Here is a 17,952-nt window from a genome sequence, read left to right on the forward strand (position 1 = left end):
CGTGAACGTGGCCGTCCAGGTGATGCCGCCGTCGCTGCTGCTGACCGCGCTCAACGTACCGTTGGCGATGGTCAGGTCGGCATTGGTGAAACCGGTCACTGCTTCGCTGAAGGTGATGGTCACCAGCGAGGACTCGCCGACTTTCAGGCTGGGGTCGGACACGATGATGGTCGCGGTCGGCACCACGGTGTCGATGGTGTAATTGTTGGAGTTGGTGGTGCCGCTACCGGCGTTACCCGCGAGGTCCGCGATGCCGGTGTTGGCCAGCGTGATCAGGTTGGTCGCGTCGTTGACGCCCACGTTCGGCGTGAACGTCGCCGTCCAGGTGATGCCGCCATCGCTGCTGCTCACCGCCGTCAGGGTGCCGTTGGCAATCACAATGTCGGCGTTGCTGAAACCGGTCACCGCTTCACTGAAGGTGAAAGTCACCAGCGTCGTTTCGCCGGCCGTGAGGGTGCTGTCGGCAACCACGATGGTGGCGGTCGGGCGCTGGGTGTCGATGGCGTAGTTGTTGGAGTCGGTGGTGCCGCTGCCGGCATTGCCCGCCAGGTCGGCGATACCCGTGTTGTCCAGGGTAATCAGGTTGGTGGTGTCGGTGACGCTGGCACTCGGCGTGAACGTCGCGGTCCAGGTGATGCCGCCGTCGCTGCTGCTCACCGCACTCAGCGTACCGTTGGCGATGGTCAGGTCGGCGTTGGTGAAACCGGTCACCGCTTCGCTGAAGGTGATGGTCACCAGCGAGGTTTCACCGATCCGCAGGTTGTTGTCGGCCACCACGATGGTCGCGGTCGGGCGCACGGTATCGATGGCGTAGTTGTTGGAGTCGGTGGTCCCGCTGCCGGCGTTGCCGTTCAGATCCGCGATGCCGGTGTTGTTCAGGGTGATCAGGTTGGTCGCGTCGGTGATGCTGGCGGTCGGCGTGAAGGTCGCCGTCCAGGTAATGCCGCCGTCGCTGCTGCTGACCGCCGTCAAGGTGCCGTTGGCAATCGTCAGGTCGGCGTTGGTGAAGCCGGTCACGGCTTCGCTGAAGGTAATGGTCACCAGCGAGGTTTCGCCGATTTTCAGCGCGGTGTCTGCGACCACGATGGTCGCGGTGGGACGCGCGGTGTCGATGGCGTAGTTATTGGAATTGGTGGTGCCAGTGCCGGCATTGCCGGCCAGATCGACGACCCCGGTGTTATCCAGGGTGATCAGGTTGGTGGTGTCGGTGATGTTGCTGGTCGGGGTGAGCGTGGCGGTCCAGGTGATGCCGCCGTCACTGCTGCTCAGGCCGCTCAGGCTGCCGTTGGCCACGGTGAGGTCGGCGGTGGTGAAGCCGCTGACCGCTTCGCTGAAGGTGATGGTCACCAGCGAGGTTTCACCGACCGCCAAGTTGGTGTCGGCCACCACAATGGTCGCCGTCGGCCGCACGGTATCGATCACGTAGTTGGCCGAATCCGTCGTGCCGCTGCCGGCGTTGCCAGCGAGGTCGGCGATACCGGTGTTGTCCAGGGTGATCAGGTTGGTGGGGTCGGTGATGCTGGCGGTCGGAGTGAAGGTCCCGGTCCAGGTGATACCGCCGTCACTGCTGCTCACCGCGCTCAGCGTGCCGTTGGCGATGGTCAGGTCGGCGTTGGTGAAACCGGTCACGGCTTCACTGAACGTGAAAGTCACCAGCGAGGTATCGCCGATCTTCAACGCCGTATCGGACATCACGATGGTCACGGTCGGGCGCGCGGTATCGATCGCGTAATTGACGGAGCTGGTGGTGCCGACGCCCGCCACGCCGTCGCTGATCGCGGTCACCCCGGTGTTGTCGAGGGTGATCAGGTTGGTCGCGTCGGTGATGTTGTTGGTCGGAGTGAACGTCGCGGTCCAGGTCAGGCCGCCGTCGCTGCTGCTGACCGCTGTCAGCGTGCCGTTGGCAATGGTCAGGTCGGCGTTGGTGAAACCGCTCACCGCCCGGCTGAAGGTAATGGTCACCAGCGAGGTTTCGCCGATTTTCAACGCCGTGTCGGCCATCACGATGGTCGCGGTCGGTGGCTCAACATAAGCAGTGTTGAGCGTACCGCCGTTGTTGTAGATCGCCGCGAAGGCCAACGGTACAGAGCCCGTCACGCCGCCGCCCAGCTCTGTACCACCGGAGCCGCTGCCAGCCGCGTTACCGCTGATGGCGCTGAAGTTGGCGGCGGTGATCAGGACCGTGCCGCCCTGGTTCCAGATCGCACCGACACCCCGTCCGCCGTCGCCGCCGTTCAGGTTGTTGCTGCCCTGGCCGCTACCGCCGCCGCCACCGCCGCCCGCGCCGATGTTATTGCTGATGACCGAGGTGCCGACGATTTTCAACGTACCGGTCGAGGCGTTGTAAATCCCGCCGGCCGCATTGCCGCCGACGCCGCCAACCTTGTCCCAACCGGAGCCGCCACCGCCGCCGCCGATGGAAATCGTGCCGTTGTTGGCCGTGCCGCCATTGCCGCCGTTGCTGTAATAGGACACACCCACGCCACCGGCACCGCCGACGGTGGAGCCGCCGCGTCCGCCCATGTGCGTGGCGTCGTAGCCTCCGCCATAGCCACCCACGCCACCGCTGCCGGCCTGGCCGCCCAACGTTCCGGTACCCGGTCCGGCCGTACCGCCATGGCCGCCGCCCTGACCACCAAGGCCGCCGCCACCGCCACCACCGCCGCCGTAGTTGGCGGCCGTGACACCACCGCCACCGCCACCACCGGCCGCCGCGTTACCGGTGACCGAAACGTTGTTCAGCGTGAGGATACCGGCGTTGAAAATCCCGCCGCCCATGGCGCCGGTTGCCCCGTAGCCGCCATTGCCGCCGTTGCCAGAGACCAGACCCCGGGTAATCACCAGACCATCGAGGGTCACGGTGCTGCCGGAGGTGATTTCTACCACTCGGGTCTTGTACTGGCCATCGAGGGTGACGTCCGCGACGCCGTCGTTGTTCAGGTCGCCATCGACGGTGATGCTCTTGTTGATCAGCAGCTCAGAGGTGAGCTGTACCGTCATGCTGGTGCCGAAGGTCACGATGTCGCCGTTCTGCGCCGACGCCAGCGCTGCGCGCAGCGAGCCGACCCCGGTGTTCGCGTTGTTGGTGGCGGTCCACGTGGCGAGGCCCCACTGATACTCGCTCATCGACAGGGTCGACAGCACGTTGGCGCTCTCGATCTTGCCCGTGGCGATTTCCAGATCCCAGTCGCCGCCCACGCCGGTGCGGTTGTTCGAGGCGGCTACATCGCGGCCGGTCAATTGTGCCAGCGAGTCAACGAAGCTCAGGCCTCGGTCGCCCTCGGCGGTGTAGCAGCCGTAAATGAGGATGTCGCCGCCAACGTTCATGTCCTTGCCGATGTCCGCCAGCAGCGCACTGCGTTGCGCGACGTTGTCCGCCGACAGGTAACTGTTGCCGAGCCACAGGTCACCGGCGTTGCCGTGAGCGATGATCTGCACCGAGCTGACACCCGAATGCTGGTCGAGGTAATCAGCGATCTGCTGCAAGCCGTCCTTGCTGGCATCGAGCTTGACCACCTGCGCGCCGGGAGCAACGCCTTTGAGCAGGCTGTCGGCATCCTTGACCCGGGCATCGACGAACACCACGCTCTGGCCCGGTACGGCGACAGGGCTGGCAGCCGGCGTGGCATCGGCCTGGCCGTGGGTGTCCTTGCTGACCGACGGATGATCGACCGTGGGCGCCTTCGCTGCATCGGCAGTGGGGTGGCTGTCGGGCTGGGCCGCAGCGGTATCGGCCACGGTGGCCGCGACAGCGCCGTCGAACAGCATGCGCGGTTCCAGCGACATGATCAGCGGCGCAGCCAGCGTCCGTTGGCCTTCGGTTACCCGCGACTTTTGCTTGCTCCACCACATGTTGCTCACCCGGACTCGAACAGTTGTAAACGCATCAATGAAAAACGCCGCGATCAACTGATCGCGGCGTCGGACTTCATACGAATCACATTGGCAGCGCTGGCTGAGCCATCGAGCCAAAAGGACAGATCGGCGTATTGCTTGAACAGGTCCGGCGGCAGAATCGTGCGTCGGGACTGCAGGGCGACCTTGGGTTTGACCTTGTGCAGGCCGGCCACACCCAGGGCCTGGTCGAACTCCGGCGCGTCATAGGCCAGGTGTTCGAAATCGTGCTCGAACCAGGGTTCGCCAATGAAGTCGTAGACCAGCCGCAGCACCCGCTCCGGGGCCTGGGTCAACAAGTCGTAATCGACGATCAGCAGCGAATCGGCGTGCTCGCCGTAATAGGCTTCCTTGAGTGCCGCCCAGGCAAAACCGACCAGACGATTGCGCTGGGCCAGGGTTTCGCAGCGGCTGTAGACGGTGTTGCGCTCGACAGCATCGCCGAACAACTTGGTGTTTTCATAAGGATTGGCGCGGTACAACCGTTCCAGGCTGTCCATCACCCAGGCGACGTTGCGCACGCAGGCAATGACTTTGGCTTTGGGGAACAGATCGCTGATGGCCGGCAGGCGCGAACTCCACTGCCGGTTGGTGTCGAACACCACCGGTTTGTCAGCCTTGTCGGCGTAGTAGGCATCGAACAGTCCGCGCAGCAGGCGGCGGCGCATGTCGGTGTCGATCACCGCGCCGAATTCGCTGCCGGCGCTGCATTGTTCAAGGACACCGGAGAACAGCGCGCCGACCGGGCTGGTCATGCCGGCATGAAAGCGCGGGTTCTGCAGAAGAATCGCAGAAAGCAGGGTGGAACCTGAGCGCGGCAAGCCGGAGATAAAGTGGAACTGCTGCAATCCCTTCACCTTACTTTGTAAGTCCTTTTGTCCGACGAGCGTAGTCCAACAATACCCTTTCGACTAGTAGTGTTTTGATATCAAAATAGAGCAAAACGGACTATGAAAGCCCGTTTTAATCGCGAAAAAAATGGTGAAGCGTTTAAGTCATTTCTCCGTCGTTCCGTTATCAGTGGTCAACGAAAAAAGTCGCGCATTTGCGCCACCGGCATGGGTCTGATCACGCAGCTGCCAGGTCGTCGGCAAGGGTCGGAATGGATCAGGCACGTCCACGTCCAGATCGCCGATCAACCAGACGCGAGCACTGCCCTTGGGCAGGTCACCGAGTCGATCCAGATAGACTTCCTCGGACACCAGGGTGCCAAAACCGTAGTGATTCGGGCGCGTCGAACGACCATCGGCGGCGGGTGGGGTATACAGACGCACCTGAGCGTCAGTGCGGTTGTAGTAGACGTAACTGAGGTACCAGAGCATGTCGCTGGTGACGATCCGGTCACCGCTGACGAAATGCCGGTTGATGTAATCGACCATGACGTTGAACTGATCGTGCGGGTCGACCGTGGCGTTGGTGTTCACCCCCACCAACTCAACCCCGACCCATGACACCAGGATCGCCACCGCCAGCACACGAGCGCGGCGGTACAACCGGTCAATGGCCAGCGCCGCCAGCATCGGCAACCCCAGCGCATAGGCTGTCAGGTAACGCTCGATGAACACCGGGCTGATGAAGGACACCGCGAACACCAGCAACAACGGCATACCGGTGTAAAGCGCCAGCAAGACGCTGCCATGGTTCACGCTGCGGTCGCGGGCCACAGCCACGCCCGCCAGCGCCAGCAAGGCCAGCGGTACCCCGCAGAACAGCAACATCGGCAGATGCTCGCCGTCGTCCTGGATCAACCAGAGCCAGATCATCGACGGCAGTGAGGACAGGGTCACCGGATCTTCCCAGCCCACATCGCCACCGACCTTGAGTTCTTCCATGTGTTGCGTCAGATCAAGCAGGTTCGGCAACCACGGCAGGTAGAGCACGACGATGGCCAGATTGGCAAGCCACCAGTCCTTGCGCTGGATATGCCGCAGGCGATAACCCGGCAGCAGGCGAATAAGCCCCAGATACAGCCAATGGCTCAGCGCGGCCAGCACTGCAAAGTAGTGGGTGTACAACGCCGCGCTCATCAGCAATGCATAGATCAGCAGATACCGCCGGCCCTGCGAGCGCCTGACCCAGCAGATCAGCGCCAGTGTGGAACCGATCAAGAGCAAGCCGAGCAGCGAGTACATGCGCACTTCCTGGCTGTAGCGCACCGCCGTCGGCAGCAACGCCAACAGCACCCCGGCAATGATCGCGGCGCGGCGGGTGGCCAGGCGATCGACCAGGCAGACACCCAGCCCGACCGTGGCGATGCCAGCCACGGCGCTGAGGCTGCGAATCGACAGGATGCCTTCACCGAACAACCCGATCCAGCCATGCAGCAGCATGAAATACAACGGCGGATGCACGTCGAACGCCGCGTGCTGCCAAATACCGGTCAGCGAATAGCGCGCCAGCAGCAGGCTTGAGCCTTCGTCGCCCCAGATCGCGGCAGCGGTCAGGTCATAAAAACGCACCACCGTCGCCAACAACAGAATCGGTATCAGCCACTGCTGGCGAGCCCAGCGCCATAGACGCCGGACACCGGCATTCGGTGCGGCAAACGGGTCCTGGGTATCCCCCAGCGGAGTCTCGCGACGCGCTTCCATCAACCTTCCCTTACAGATTTACCGAGTCACAACCAGCATCACTCATTGCGCACACTGTAGGCCAGAGGCGAAGTCGACGCGCGGCCATGACGACGTCCGGCAAGTCCGCTGATCCGGGTCTACGCTACGGCTTGGCGTGACCTGCCCGCGCAAATGCAAGGCGTCAGCACAGCCTGTGTACCTGCCCTGCAACTAGGCTACCGCGCGGCGCGCCGACCACATAACAGAAGGATGAGGAACCATGGAAGTCTTTATGGGTACGATTCAACCGTTCGCCTTCAACTTCGCCCCCAGTGGCTGGGCCTTGTGCAACGGACAAATCCTGAGCATCTCGCAATACCAGGCATTGTTCGCCTTGCTGGGCACCTACTACGGCGGCAACGGCACGACCAATTTTCAGTTGCCCAACCTGCAAGGTCGGGTGCCGGTGGCACAGGGTAACGGACAGGGGCTGACGCCGCGTGTCATCGGTCAGGTGTATGGCACAGAAAACGTAACGGCCACGATCGCCAACATGCCCAACCACACCCACGCGATGACCGGCCTTTCCGCCAACACCGCCCTGCAACTGGCGGTGCCTGCAAGCAATCCGGCGACCGTACCCACCGCCACCAACTCGTACATCGGCGCGTCCGGCGGCGGCCCTGGCTCGGCGAACATCTATTCCGATGCCCAAGGTGCCACACCGGTTCCCATCAAAGGCCTGACCACCACGGTCACCGGGGACATTTCCTCCACGGGCGGCAGTCAGCCGTTATCCATCGTCAACCCCTCTCTGGTCGTCAACTTCAGCGTTGCCCTGAACGGGCTGTTCCCTTCGCGCAACTGAACAAACGTCGGGGGCCTCACGGCCCCCAGCCGTTCTTTTTTCAACGGAGTCAGATCATGCTGCAAGCGGTTCAGATCCAACACGTCCAGCCGTTGCTCGGACAGCAAAGCACGCTGCACCTGCCAGATGGCACGGCATTGCCGATCCACATCGAGTACCTCAACGAAGTCCACGCCGCGAAAACCCGCTACAGCGAGCGCATGCCGTTCTGCCTCGAATTCAACAGCCTGGTGCCGACCGGGTTCGTCGACGGCCTGTGCGCACTGGAGCTGCCGGAACTCGGGCGAGTGGAAGACATTTTCGTGTCACGAGTGCCGGCGATGGGGCGGGATCCGCAACTGGGTTACTTCTGCATGTCCTTCAACTGAAGTCCCGCCTCACTGCGGATACCACACCAGCCGCTCCGCCGCCGGGTTGTGCTCCTCTACCGCAAAGCCCAACGCCAGATAGTGTTGCCGCGCGTGAGGGTTGTTGGCCCAGACCACCGTTGCCACCGGGCAGCGGACCTGCTGCGCGGCCTTTTGCACGCCTTGCAACACCGCGCGGCCGTAACCCTTGCCCCGCGCCTGAGGGATGAAGGCGATGTACAACACGCGGATTTCATTGGGGCCGAAGTCGGTGCTCAGCGCCCCGATGGCCGTGCCAAGTTTTTCCACAACGTAGTGCATGGCGTTGGGATGGTTTTCACCCACGCCCTGTTCCTGCACCTGAAATTGCTGGGCGACCACTTGCTGCACCACTTCCTGCTCGCCGTCGATCCATTGCAGATCCGGGCGCGCCGACTGATAGAGGCGGTGCAAAAACGGCTCGTCGGTGGCCCGCGAAGGTCGCACCACCAATCCGTCTGCCGCCACATCTGCGTTGCTCGCCATGTTCACGCTCCCTAGAAACCGCTTTCCCTGACCCCCAGCGCCGCCAGCCGGCGCCAGGCCACGCCGAGTACCGACTCGCCGCTGCCCTGCAGCACCACCACACCGCGCAATGGTTGAACCGGGGTGGGTGGCTGATCCAGCGTAGTCAATCGCGCGCCATATTGCGCTTGTACAGGCTCGGCTCGTTGCAGTTGATCGCGGCGCACGGCAATCGGCCCGTGATGATCGGAGGTCAGCGCCTCCTGATCGACATAGGCCACTCCATTGGTATCGATTTCATCCAGTTTTACGGCGAGCGCCGGATGCATCGGATCATCGGCGATGAAGCGCCCGGTCGCACCCGGCTGGACCCGCCACAACTCGGCTTCGGCGATATAGCCGCGCAGGCGCGAACCGTCCTCGACCACCCGCGCCAGCGCATCCTTGCTCGACAGCCAGCGCCCCGGCGTCAGATTTGGCAGCACATCACGCACAGTGCCGGCATGGGGCGCGCGCAGCAGCAGGCGTTCGCGCCGAGCGCTCAGGCCACGGTATTGCGCCACGGCTTCGGCGAGGCGTTGCTCGATGATACTGGCGTCGGCCGCGGTTTCACTGCGACCGGCCTGTCGGCGCATCAGCAATTGCTGGATCTGGATTTCCCGACGGACGATGGCCTGCTGCGAATCGAGGTCCGGCGACTCCAGTTCGATCAACACATCACCCTGAGCGACCGTCTGCCCGTCCGTGACCTTGACTGTTTTGACCCGCGCCGCCACGGGCGCATGCAACGCACTGGCCCGACCGCCCTCAAGCATCGTCGGCAGTTCCACCGCGCTGCGCCACGGCACGATCAGCACCAGCAGCAGACCAAGCACAGCGAGACTGCTCAGCAGCACACGCGCACCGTGGGCCTGTTCGCGGCGGCTCCACCACTGACGCCACTCATTCATGATCGGCAGAAAGATGAACCACACCAGTTCCACCAGCATGAGGAAGATCCCCAACACTTTGAAAAACAGGTGATAGACCGCCAGCGCGATCCCGAAAAACAACGCCGCACGCCATAACCACGAGCCATACCCCCAGATCAGCAAACGCCGTTGCATCTTCGGCGACCAAGGCTCCGGCGCCGGAGCACCATAGCCGAACAAAAATTCGCGCAACCGCCAGCGACACAGGGCAAAGGCCCGGCCCTGCAGGTTGTCGACCTCCCACAAGTCGCTGAGCAAAAAGTAACCATCGAAACGCATGAACGGGTTGAGATTGACCACCAGCGTGGTGATCCAGGTCGCACTGGCGAGCATGAACGCCGCTGTTCGAGCCGGGCCGTCGGGCAATAGCGACCAGACCAGCAACGCGATGCACGCCAGCAACAACTCCGCCAGCACCCCGCCGGCACCGATCAGCAGCCGCGCACGCCGATCATTGACCCGCCAGGCATCGCTGACATCGGTGTAGAACATCGGCAGGAGCACCATGAACGCCACGCCCATGCTCTGCACCCGACAGCCGGCGCGCTTGGCCATGAATGCGTGGCCAAACTCGTGACAGAGCTTGGCGAAGAACAGCGCCACACCAAACGAGAGCGCCCCACCGAGGCTGAACAGGTGCGGAAAGGTGCCGACAAAGCGCTGCCAGTCCCGCGAAACCAGAAACACCCCGAGCGCCAGCGTTACCGGCAGACCGACGCGCAACAGTCGAGGTCCGAAGCGCTCCAGCCACGGCCACGCGCGATTGAGAAAAGCGTCCGGGCGCCACAATGGAATGCGAAAAAACAGATATTGGTGAAGCAGGATTTTCCACACGCTCTGCCGTTGCGCGAGGGCCTTGAGCGAGTAACTGGCACGCTGCTGATCGTCGAGGGCGCTGATCAGGTCATGCCCGCGCAGAAATGTCAGCAGTTGCTCCAACTCGACACCGTCCAGCGGCAAGCCCGGTTCGCGGTTGGCGGCGCGCAGCACTTGCTCGGGATCGCCCAGCGACCAGTGGCGCAACAGACGCATCGCCGCCGCACCGAGTTTGAAATACCGACCGCGCACCGGATCGGCCAGGGTCCAGCGCGGTGAACCGTCCAGTGCCGGCGCCGCGGGCGACAGTTGCAGGTCGGCACGCAGGCTCGGCAGATTCATTTACAGGCCCACGCTCTGGCGCAGACCGGCGAGCGGGCGGCGCAGCAGGTACAAGGCCAGCGGCGCGCGGTCGCCGAATATCTTGGCCGTACCGCGCAGGCCGATGCGCGGCGGTGCCTCGGTAAAATTCGCATCCAGTCGATACGCCAGTTGGCCGCCGGCCGTGGGCTGCGCTTCATAGGCCGAACGCTCAAGTCTGGCGGTGTGGCGTTGCAGCGGATCGCTGTCGAGGAACAACGCAATATCGGCGCCCGGTTCCAGCGCAATCGCGTCGCCCACCGCCAGTTCGATGCGCAGTTCGGCCTGATTCGGGTCGGCGATTTCCATCAAGCGCTCGCCGGTCTGCACCGGTCTGCCGGTCAGGCGTTCGGCATCGGCGAACACTGCAATGCCGTCACGCTCGGCGCGCACTTCGCTGCGCGCCAGCAACTCGCGGGCGTAATCGCGCTCGGCGCGTTTTTGCTCGGCGCGGGCGGCGAGCAAATCGACCCTGGCACTGGACTCGGCATCGGCAAATGAACGTTGCGAGTTGGATTTCAGCTCTGCTTCCGCCACGCCCAAGGCACGCTCGGCCACATCGGCCTGGGCCTTGAGGGTGGTGCTTTCAAACCGCAGCAGCAGGTCGCCGGTTTTCACCGGTTGATTGGGCTTGACCAGAAACTCGGCGATCACCCCGTCCAGCGGCGCCGCCACCACGCGCCCGCCCTGCGGCACCACCTCGGCCGGGGCCAGCACTGACTGGCGCACCGGGATCAACAACCCGAGCAACAGCACCGCCACCAGCGCCACCTGACGCTTGCGCGTCCAGCGCAACCGCCACGGTTTGCGCGGCTGCAGCGCCAGCCACGCATGGCTGTAGGTGTCGCCCAGTTGTGACAACAGAACTTGTTCGGAAGGATTCCACGGCACGTCGCGGGCCAGCCACAAACCGCCGAACACCTCTCCCTCGCGGTCGATCAGTGGCAGCCAGAACACCTGAGCGGCAGACAGACTGCGCCAGTCAGCCTGAATCGCTTCGCCCACCCGCTCAGGCGTGATGACCCGCGCAATCTTCAATCCATCCTGCTTGAACAACTGCGCCACCGCCTGCTCGACGAATGCCACAAACGGTGCATTCGGCTCGACCGTACTGACGCCAGTCACCGCCTGTACCTTGCCAGCGATCAGTAATGCCGCATGGCGATACCCGAACAGCGCCTGGCCGTCGTTGACCAGGCTATAGGCCAGTTGCGAGGCATCGCGAGCAGCGCGTGTCTGTCGTTCGAGATCCAGAAACCGCGCAAACACCTGTTCGGCGCCGCCGGCCACCGGGGCGTTCATTTAAGCTCCGCAAAATGCGCCGTGCCGCTCATGCCGGCGAGCAAGCCCTTGGCTTCGGGAAGTGTGGCGACCAGCAACAGGGTCTGACTGCCTTCGTCAATCCGCGCACCGAGTCGTTTGACCGTGGCGTCGATGGGCTGGCCAGTCTCATCGGGAACGAAACTGAAGGTCTGGCCTGGCTTGAGTCTGGCCATCCAGCGTGAGGGCACCAGCAGGTGAATTTCCAGGGTACGGTTGTCGACGACATCGAGCAGTGGCGCGCCGGCCGGCACACTTTCGTAGCGTTGTACCTTGCGCTCGACCACTTGCCCGTCGAACGGTGCAACCACGCTGCAGCGTTTGACCTGAACCTGATAAACCTGAGATTGCGCCTGGGTCTCGCTGACCTTGGCCTCGGCCCGCGCCACTTCGAAACGCCCGACGGAATTGAGCGCCGCCAGTTGCCGATTGTGCGCCAGCTCCTCACCGGCACCGCGACTGGCGGCCTGGGCGGCATTGAGCTGCGCCTGATACGCCGAGCAATCGAACTTCGCCAGCACATCGCCCTTCTTGAACGACTCGCCCTCGCTGAACGGCAACTCGACAATCCGCCCGGACAACTCACTGGCCAGCGTCGCCTGATCCCGAGCGCGCAACACACCCCGCGCCTCACTGCTCGCCGTGGCTGTCACAGGCGCTGCGTTATCCAGCAGCGGATCGTCTGGCCCGGGCGTTTGCGCCTGAACTGCACACGTAACAAAGGTCAATCCGATAACCCAACCGCGCAAACGCTGCATAACCGCTACTCCCTGACGGATGAGCGGAGTCTACGACAGCGGGGAATAGCGTCAAGCGAAAGGCCATCATTCGGGTGTGAGAATCAACGCTGCGCCATCTCCCCCACCGGATACACCGACTCCCATCCCCCACCCAACGCCTTGTATAACCCGACCATCGCCAACGACACACCCGTCGAACTCTCCACCCACTGCTCCTGACTGGCCAGCAACGCGCCTTGCACGGTAAGGACGTTGACGAAATCGACCACGCCTTCGACGTATTGCTGTTGCGCGGTGCGCAGGGCGATCTGGTTCTGCCGCACGGCTTCGGCGAGGCTGTCGCGGCGGCGTTGGCTGGCGTTGTAGGCGGTCAGTTGATCGTCGATTTCATGCCAGGCGCGCAGCACGGTCTGCTGATAGGCGATGGCCGCTTCCTGTTGCTGGGCTTCGCGCAGTTGCAGCACGCCGCGCAGGCGGCCGCCGTCGAACAGCGGCAGGCTGAATTGCGGGCCGATACCAAAAGCTCGCGAGCCCCAGGAACCGAAATCGCTCAGTTGCATTGCCTGCGAGCCGAGATTGCCGGACAGGGTGATGCGCGGATAGAAGTCGCCTTTGGCCACGCCGATGTTGGCAGTGGCGGCGTGCAGGCGCGCCTCGGCCTGGCGGATGTCCGGTCGGCGTTCGGCCAGTTGCGACGGCAGGCCGATGGCGACTTGCAGCGGTGACTGCGGCACGGCAGCGTCTGTGGATAACTCTTTGGCCAGCGCTTGCGGTGGCTCGCCCATCAACAGACTGATCGCGTTGATCAGTTGCGACTGGCGTTGTTCAAGCGCTGGCAGACGCGATTCGATGGCCGCGACCTGAGCGGCGGCTTCAGCGACGTCCAGATCGGTCGCCACACCGTCGTTCAGGCGCAGTTGCGACAGCTTGAGGCTGTGCCGGGCGACATCGAGGTTCTGCTCGGTGACCGCGCGGGTGTTCTGCACGCCGCGCAGCTGGATGTAGTTCTGTGCGGTGTCGGCGAGGACCGCGAGCAGCACGCCGCGCCGATCGTTTTCGGCGACGTCGAGGGTGGCATCGGCAGCCTCGGTCTCGCGGCGCACGCGGCCCCAGACATCCAGTTCCCACGAGGCGGAGAAACCGGCGTCCCACAGGTTGAAGGCGGAATCGCCGTTGTGCCCGGACGGGTCATTCAGGCCTTCGCCGCTGTTGCGTTTGCGCGCGTAGCTGCCGGTAGCGGCGGTGTTCGGGTAGCGATCCGCGGTGATCACCTGGCGCGCGGCACGGCTTTGTTGCAAGCGGCTGCCGGCCAGTTGCAGATCAAGGTTGCTGTTCATCGCCCGCTGGGTCAGGGCTGAGAGTTGCGGGTCGTGGAAAACCTCCCACCAGCGTTCGTTCAGCGGTTCGCTGACCGCCTGGCTGGGGGCGGACTTGGCGGGTTTGGCCCAGTCGGTGATCTGTGTGGCTTCGGGCTTGTGGAAGTCCGGGCCGACGGTGCAGGCGCTGAGGCCAAGGGTAAGCAAGGCACTTAAGGTGAGTTGCTGCCACGGGCCTCTTCGCTGGCAAGCCAGCTCCCACAGAGAACTCTGTTTGGAGTGAGAATCCCGGCCAGTCTGCACACCCTCTGTGGGAGCTGGCTTGCCAGCGATGTCGCCAGCCGATTCAACAAAAATCATCGCTGAGTCACCTCGCGTTCCGCCGGCGCCGAACGGCGAGTGTCGATACTCGCCTCCACCGACATGCCCACACGCAAACGCTCGGCAAACGGCTGACCCGGCTCAAGCACGATTTTCACCGGAATCCGCTGCACGACTTTGGTGAAGTTGCCCGTGGCGTTATCCGGTTTCACCGCGGCGAATGTCACGCCGGTCGCCGGGGCGATGCTTTCGACGCGACCGTTCAAGGCCTCGCCGCCGAGGCTGTCGACGCGTACCTGTACGTGCTGCCCCGGCTGCACGTCGGTAAGTTGGGTTTCCTGGAAGTTGGCAACCACATACGCCTGCTGCAACGGCACCACCGCCAGCAGCTTGCTGCCCGGCGTGACATAGGCTCCGACGCGCACCGCACGCTCGCCGACCATGCCGTCCTGCGGCGCAGTGATGCGCGTATACGACAGCTCGAAACTGGCAATTTCCAGTGCCGCTTGCGCATGCTTCAGATTCCCTTCGGCGGCATCGCGTTGCGCCGTGAGAATCTCCACCTGCTTGCGTTCAGCCGCGAGCTTCGCGCTGGCCGTATCGAGCCGTGCGCTCGCCTGATCGATGCGCGTACGCGCCTGTTGCGCGTTCTGCACCGTGCCGGCGCCGACGCCAGCGAGGTGGTTGTAGCGATTGAGCTCTTGCTGGGCGAAGGCCATTTCTGCCTTGGCCGAGACCACCGAGGCCTGCGCCTGAGCAATCACCGAGGTCTGCCGCTCCAGCGTCGCCTTGGCGTTTTGCAGCTGAGCCCGGGCGACCAGGGTTTGCGCATCGGCCGCTTCAGCGGCGGCGCGCAAATCGCGATCATCGATCAACGCCAGCAATTGCCCGGCCTTGACCTGCTGGTTGTCTTCCACCAGCACTTCCTTGATGAACCCGGCCACGCGCGGCACCACTAACGTGTAGTCAGCGGAAACGAACGCGTCGTTGGTGTTTTGCTGGGTGCGCTTGCCGAACAGTCCCGGCACCGCCAGGGACAGCAACACGCCGACCGCCAGTGCGGCGGCCACGGCCACCGCGAGTTTTTGCTTTGCTTGAGTCGTCATAAAAACCTTCGGTATCTGTGAAGCAATCAGGTCGGCGCGCGCGGCGGAAAAATCCGCGTCGGCAGCCAGAAAATCAGCAGGATCAGCGCCACCGCGACGCCGGCCATGCACACATAGAGATCAGAGGACGTCAGCACCACGGCCTGTTCGTGCAGGCGATGGGCAAGGCCCGGATCGCTGCGATCGGCCAACGGTGAATTACCGAGGTTGTCGATCAACATGGTCGAGTGAAAATGCAGGCGCGCGGTGGTCAGCGCCTCGATGACGCCGGTGGCGATCACCGCCGCGAGGCCTTTCACCGTGTTGAACCACGCCGAAGCGAACGGGCCGTCCTGCGGCTGGATGCTGCCGGTGGAGAGCATCAACAGCGGCAGCACCGACATCGGCTGACCGAAAATCTGCAACCATTGCAGGACGTAGAAATTGTCGCGGATCCACTCCGAAGTCAGCAGCGACCCGCCCAGACAGGACAGCGTGAGCATGCTCAAACCGATGCCCAGCACCCAGCGACAGTCGACCCAGCGCAGGTTGCACAAAGCCGCCACCAGCGGCAGCGCAATCAACTGCGGCAACGCCGCGATCAACATGATCGGCGCGGTCTGCACCGGGCGATAACCCTGCACCTGCGCGAGATAGCTCGACGGAATCAGCACCACCGCCTGCAATACCACCAGCACCCCGGCCAGGGTCATCAGTGCGAACGCCAGGTTGCGAATTCCGAGCATCTGCAGCTTGAAAAACGGAATCGGCTGCGACCATTCATGGATCAGAAACGCCAGCAGCAACAGCGCGCCGGCGCCGAGCAATGCGCAGATCAGGCTCGACTCGAACCAGTCCAGCCGATTGCCCTGGAGCAAGCCAATCACCAGCATGCAGATCGCCGGAAAACCCAGCAGCAGGCCTTTCCAGTTGAACGTCTTGAGGCGCTCCAGGCGCAGCGGATCCTGCGGAATGCCCCAGGCCACCATCGCCATGGCAATCAGACACGGCACGATGATTTGCCAGAACGTCCATTGCCAGCCGACGTACTCGCTCCACAACCCGGCCAGCGGCGTGCCAAGACCCGGGCCGAACGTCGCCGTCAGCGCATAGCCGGCCAGGCCATAAAGTTTGAAATTGGCCGGCAGAAAGCGCAGGGCGACGGTCATCAGCATCGGCGGCAACGCGCCGCCCGCCAGGCCTTGCAAGGTGCGCATCAGCAGCAGGCTTTCGTAGTTCGGGGCAAACGGGCACAGCACGCCGAGCAGCGTGAACAGGCTGATCGCGCAGAGGGTGAAGCGGCGCAGGGAAAACGTCACCGAGCACCACGGCGCAAACGCCATCGCCGCCACCGAAGTCGCGGCGTAGCAGGACACCAGCCAGGTGCCTTCGTCGTAACCGATGTTCAGCGCACCACGGATGTCGGCCAAAGCGACTTTGGTCACCATCTCGTTGAGGCCCGAGACCAGCACCGCCAGCAGCACGCCGACCAGACCAGTGATGATCCGCGCGCCGAAGACCGGTGGCGTGGCCGCCGTCGCCGGACTGGCCGCAGCGACGGGCGCCGGGACGGTCAGGGATGTCATGAATACACACTCCGGAGGGAAAAATACCGGAGCATTTTAGTAAGGCTTATTGCTGACGAAAATTGACTTATCGGCAGGTTATAAGTGCGTCAGACACAATTGTTTAAAGCAAAAGATCGCAGCCTTCGGCAGCTCCTACGGACTGCGCTTCCCTGTAGGAGCTGCCGAAGGCTGCGATCTTTTGGCCCTTCAGGGCTGCGCGGCCAGCCAGGTTTCGTCGCAACACGCCTTGAGCGTTTCGCGCAGCCAGCGGTGTGCCGGGTCCTTGTCGAAGCGCGGGTGCCAGGCCTGGGTCAGCATCAGCGTCGGCAACGGGATCGGCAGATTGAACGAGCGCAGCTTCAGGCCCAGTCGGCGCACGCTGAGCAACGCTTCCTTGGGCACCGGCAGGATCAGGTCGGAATCGGGCAAGGCAAACATCGCCGCGTGGAAGCTTGGTGCAATCACCGCCACCCGCCGCTCCAGGCCCAAGGCGTTCAACGCAGTGTCGATGGGGCCGCGAGCAATGCCACGGCGCGACATGCTGATATGCGAATAACCGGCATAGCGCTCGGCGGTGATTTCGCCGTCGAGCAGTGGATGATCCTCACGTACCAGACCGACGAAATGCGTGGAAAACAGGTTCTGCACTTTGACTTCCGGGGTCACCGGACGGGTGTTGCTGACACTCAGATCAATCCGTCCTTCACGCAGCGCTTCGTCGTCGCCATCGCCTTCGGGAACGAAGCGCAATTCGCAGTGCGGCGCCTGCTGGTCGAGAGTGTCGAACAGCTTGCCGCCATATACGCCGATGAAAAAGTCGTTGGCGCGGATGCTGAAACGCCGCCGCAAGGTACCCAAATCCACGCTGTCGGCGGAGCGAAACAGCAGCGCCGCCTGCTCGACCACATCGCGCACCTGCTCGCGCAGCTCAAGGGCTTTGGGCGTAGGCACCAGGCCACGGCCGGCGCGCACCAGGATCGGATCGCCAATGGCTTCGCGAATACGCGTCAGGGTGCGGCTCATGGCGGCAGGGCTGAGGTTCATCCGCCGCGCGGCGCCAACCACACTGCCCTCGTCGAGCAGAGCGTCGAGGGCGACCAGGAGGTTCATGTCCGGGAGTTGCATGCAGAGCACTCATGGCTGATCTGAATTGATCCGGGTGCAATGCTAGCAAACATCCCTCAAGTTGGCGGCTATAAGCACGCCATCGCTGGCAAGCCGGGTCCCACAGGATTTTCGGCGGTCACAGAATGAGTGAACGCCACAATCCCTGAGGGAGCTGGCTTGCCA

General features: G+C 63.5%; 13 protein-coding genes. 2 read left to right on the plus strand and 11 right to left on the minus strand.

Features of this window, described 5'->3' with window-relative positions:
- The 3 genes from B1722_RS27655 to B1722_RS27665 all read right to left on the minus strand — a co-directional run.
- The coding region (locus B1722_RS27655; protein WP_140396052.1) for an Ig-like domain-containing protein at positions 1–3,852 on the minus strand (3,852 nt) is incomplete at its 3' end.
- 53 nt (positions 3,853–3,905) lie between these two features.
- On the minus strand, positions 3,906–4,751 hold the full coding sequence (locus B1722_RS27660; protein ID WP_041070960.1) for a sulfotransferase: 846 nt from the start codon (positions 4,749–4,751) through the stop codon (positions 3,906–3,908).
- Positions 4,752–4,889: 138 nt separating this feature from the next.
- A complete protein-coding gene (locus B1722_RS27665) occupies positions 4,890–6,485 on the minus strand; it encodes a glycosyltransferase family 39 protein (protein WP_086794968.1) in 1,596 nt (531 codons plus the stop codon).
- Between the two features lie 241 nt (positions 6,486–6,726).
- On the opposite strand from B1722_RS27665, the gene B1722_RS27670 reads away from it, so the two are divergent.
- Positions 6,727–7,314 (plus strand): phage tail protein, encoded by a 588-nt coding sequence (locus B1722_RS27670; RefSeq protein ID WP_041070954.1) that lies wholly within the window; start codon positions 6,727–6,729, stop codon positions 7,312–7,314.
- A 56-nt stretch (positions 7,315–7,370) separates the two neighbouring features.
- Positions 7,371–7,682 carry a hypothetical protein gene (locus tag B1722_RS27675; RefSeq protein WP_041070951.1) on the plus strand — a complete coding sequence of 104 codons (312 nt, stop codon included), beginning with the start codon at positions 7,371–7,373 and terminating at the stop codon, positions 7,680–7,682.
- Positions 7,683–7,691: 9 nt separating this feature from the next.
- Here B1722_RS27675 and B1722_RS27680 read toward each other — a convergent pair whose 3' ends face one another.
- From B1722_RS27680 to B1722_RS27715, 8 genes are all read right to left on the minus strand, one after another.
- Positions 7,692–8,186, minus strand: a complete 495-nt coding sequence (locus B1722_RS27680; protein ID WP_041070948.1) for a GNAT family N-acetyltransferase — start codon at positions 8,184–8,186, stop codon at positions 7,692–7,694.
- Between the two features lie 11 nt (positions 8,187–8,197).
- The gene (locus B1722_RS27685) at positions 8,198–10,294 is read right to left on the minus strand and encodes a biotin/lipoyl-binding protein (RefSeq protein WP_086794969.1); all 2,097 of its coding nucleotides are present in this window, start codon (positions 10,292–10,294) and stop codon (positions 8,198–8,200) included.
- Positions 10,295–11,614: an efflux RND transporter periplasmic adaptor subunit gene (locus B1722_RS27690; protein WP_086794970.1), complete on the minus strand. Its 1,320-nt coding sequence runs from the start codon at positions 11,612–11,614 to the stop codon at positions 10,295–10,297.
- Entirely contained in the window at positions 11,611–12,390 is a 780-nt protein-coding gene (locus B1722_RS27695) for an efflux RND transporter periplasmic adaptor subunit (protein ID WP_041070939.1), read from the minus strand. Before B1722_RS27695 ends, B1722_RS27690 begins: the two co-directional genes overlap by 4 nt.
- Positions 12,391–12,473: 83 nt before the next feature.
- On the minus strand, positions 12,474–14,048 hold the full coding sequence (locus tag B1722_RS27700) for an efflux transporter outer membrane subunit (RefSeq protein WP_174377069.1): 1,575 nt from the start codon (positions 14,046–14,048) through the stop codon (positions 12,474–12,476).
- Positions 14,045–15,115 carry an HlyD family secretion protein gene (locus B1722_RS27705; protein WP_086794971.1) on the minus strand — a complete coding sequence of 357 codons (1,071 nt, stop codon included), beginning with the start codon at positions 15,113–15,115 and terminating at the stop codon, positions 14,045–14,047. Before B1722_RS27705 ends, B1722_RS27700 begins: the two co-directional genes overlap by 4 nt.
- Positions 15,116–15,141: 26 nt before the next feature.
- A complete protein-coding gene (locus B1722_RS27710; RefSeq protein ID WP_041070934.1) occupies positions 15,142–16,680 on the minus strand; it encodes an MFS transporter in 1,539 nt (512 codons plus the stop codon).
- Between the two features lie 189 nt (positions 16,681–16,869).
- Positions 16,870–17,787 carry a LysR family transcriptional regulator gene (locus B1722_RS27715; RefSeq protein ID WP_041070933.1) on the minus strand — a complete coding sequence of 306 codons (918 nt, stop codon included), beginning with the start codon at positions 17,785–17,787 and terminating at the stop codon, positions 16,870–16,872.
- Positions 17,788–17,952: the final 165 nt, after the last annotated feature.

The sequence above is a fragment of the Pseudomonas sp. SCPG-7 genome (assembly GCF_002156405.1).
Taxonomy (GTDB): Bacteria; Pseudomonadota; Gammaproteobacteria; order Pseudomonadales; family Pseudomonadaceae; genus Aquipseudomonas; species Aquipseudomonas parakoreensis.

What these genes read in the sequence shown, in the direction of transcription:
- B1722_RS27665 (WP_086794968.1), bottom strand. Translation starts at nt 6,485, where the DNA reads ATGGAAGCGCGTCGCGAGACTCCGCTGGGGGATACCCAGGACCCGTTT.
- B1722_RS27670 (WP_041070954.1), top strand. Translation starts at nt 6,727, where the DNA reads ATGGAAGTCTTTATGGGTACGATTCAACCGTTCGCCTTCAACTTCGCC.
- B1722_RS27675 (WP_041070951.1), top strand. Translation starts at nt 7,371, where the DNA reads ATGCTGCAAGCGGTTCAGATCCAACACGTCCAGCCGTTGCTCGGACAG.
- B1722_RS27680 (WP_041070948.1), bottom strand. Translation starts at nt 8,186, where the DNA reads ATGGCGAGCAACGCAGATGTGGCGGCAGACGGATTGGTGGTGCGACCT.
- B1722_RS27685 (WP_086794969.1), bottom strand. Translation starts at nt 10,294, where the DNA reads ATGAATCTGCCGAGCCTGCGTGCCGACCTGCAACTGTCGCCCGCGGCG.
- B1722_RS27690 (WP_086794970.1), bottom strand. Translation starts at nt 11,614, where the DNA reads ATGAACGCCCCGGTGGCCGGCGGCGCCGAACAGGTGTTTGCGCGGTTT.
- B1722_RS27695 (WP_041070939.1), bottom strand. Translation starts at nt 12,390, where the DNA reads ATGCAGCGTTTGCGCGGTTGGGTTATCGGATTGACCTTTGTTACGTGT.
- B1722_RS27700 (WP_174377069.1), bottom strand. Translation starts at nt 14,048, where the DNA reads ATGATTTTTGTTGAATCGGCTGGCGACATCGCTGGCAAGCCAGCTCCC.
- B1722_RS27705 (WP_086794971.1), bottom strand. Translation starts at nt 15,115, where the DNA reads ATGACGACTCAAGCAAAGCAAAAACTCGCGGTGGCCGTGGCCGCCGCA.
- B1722_RS27710 (WP_041070934.1), bottom strand. Translation starts at nt 16,680, where the DNA reads ATGACATCCCTGACCGTCCCGGCGCCCGTCGCTGCGGCCAGTCCGGCG.
- B1722_RS27715 (WP_041070933.1), bottom strand. Translation starts at nt 17,787, where the DNA reads ATGCAACTCCCGGACATGAACCTCCTGGTCGCCCTCGACGCTCTGCTC.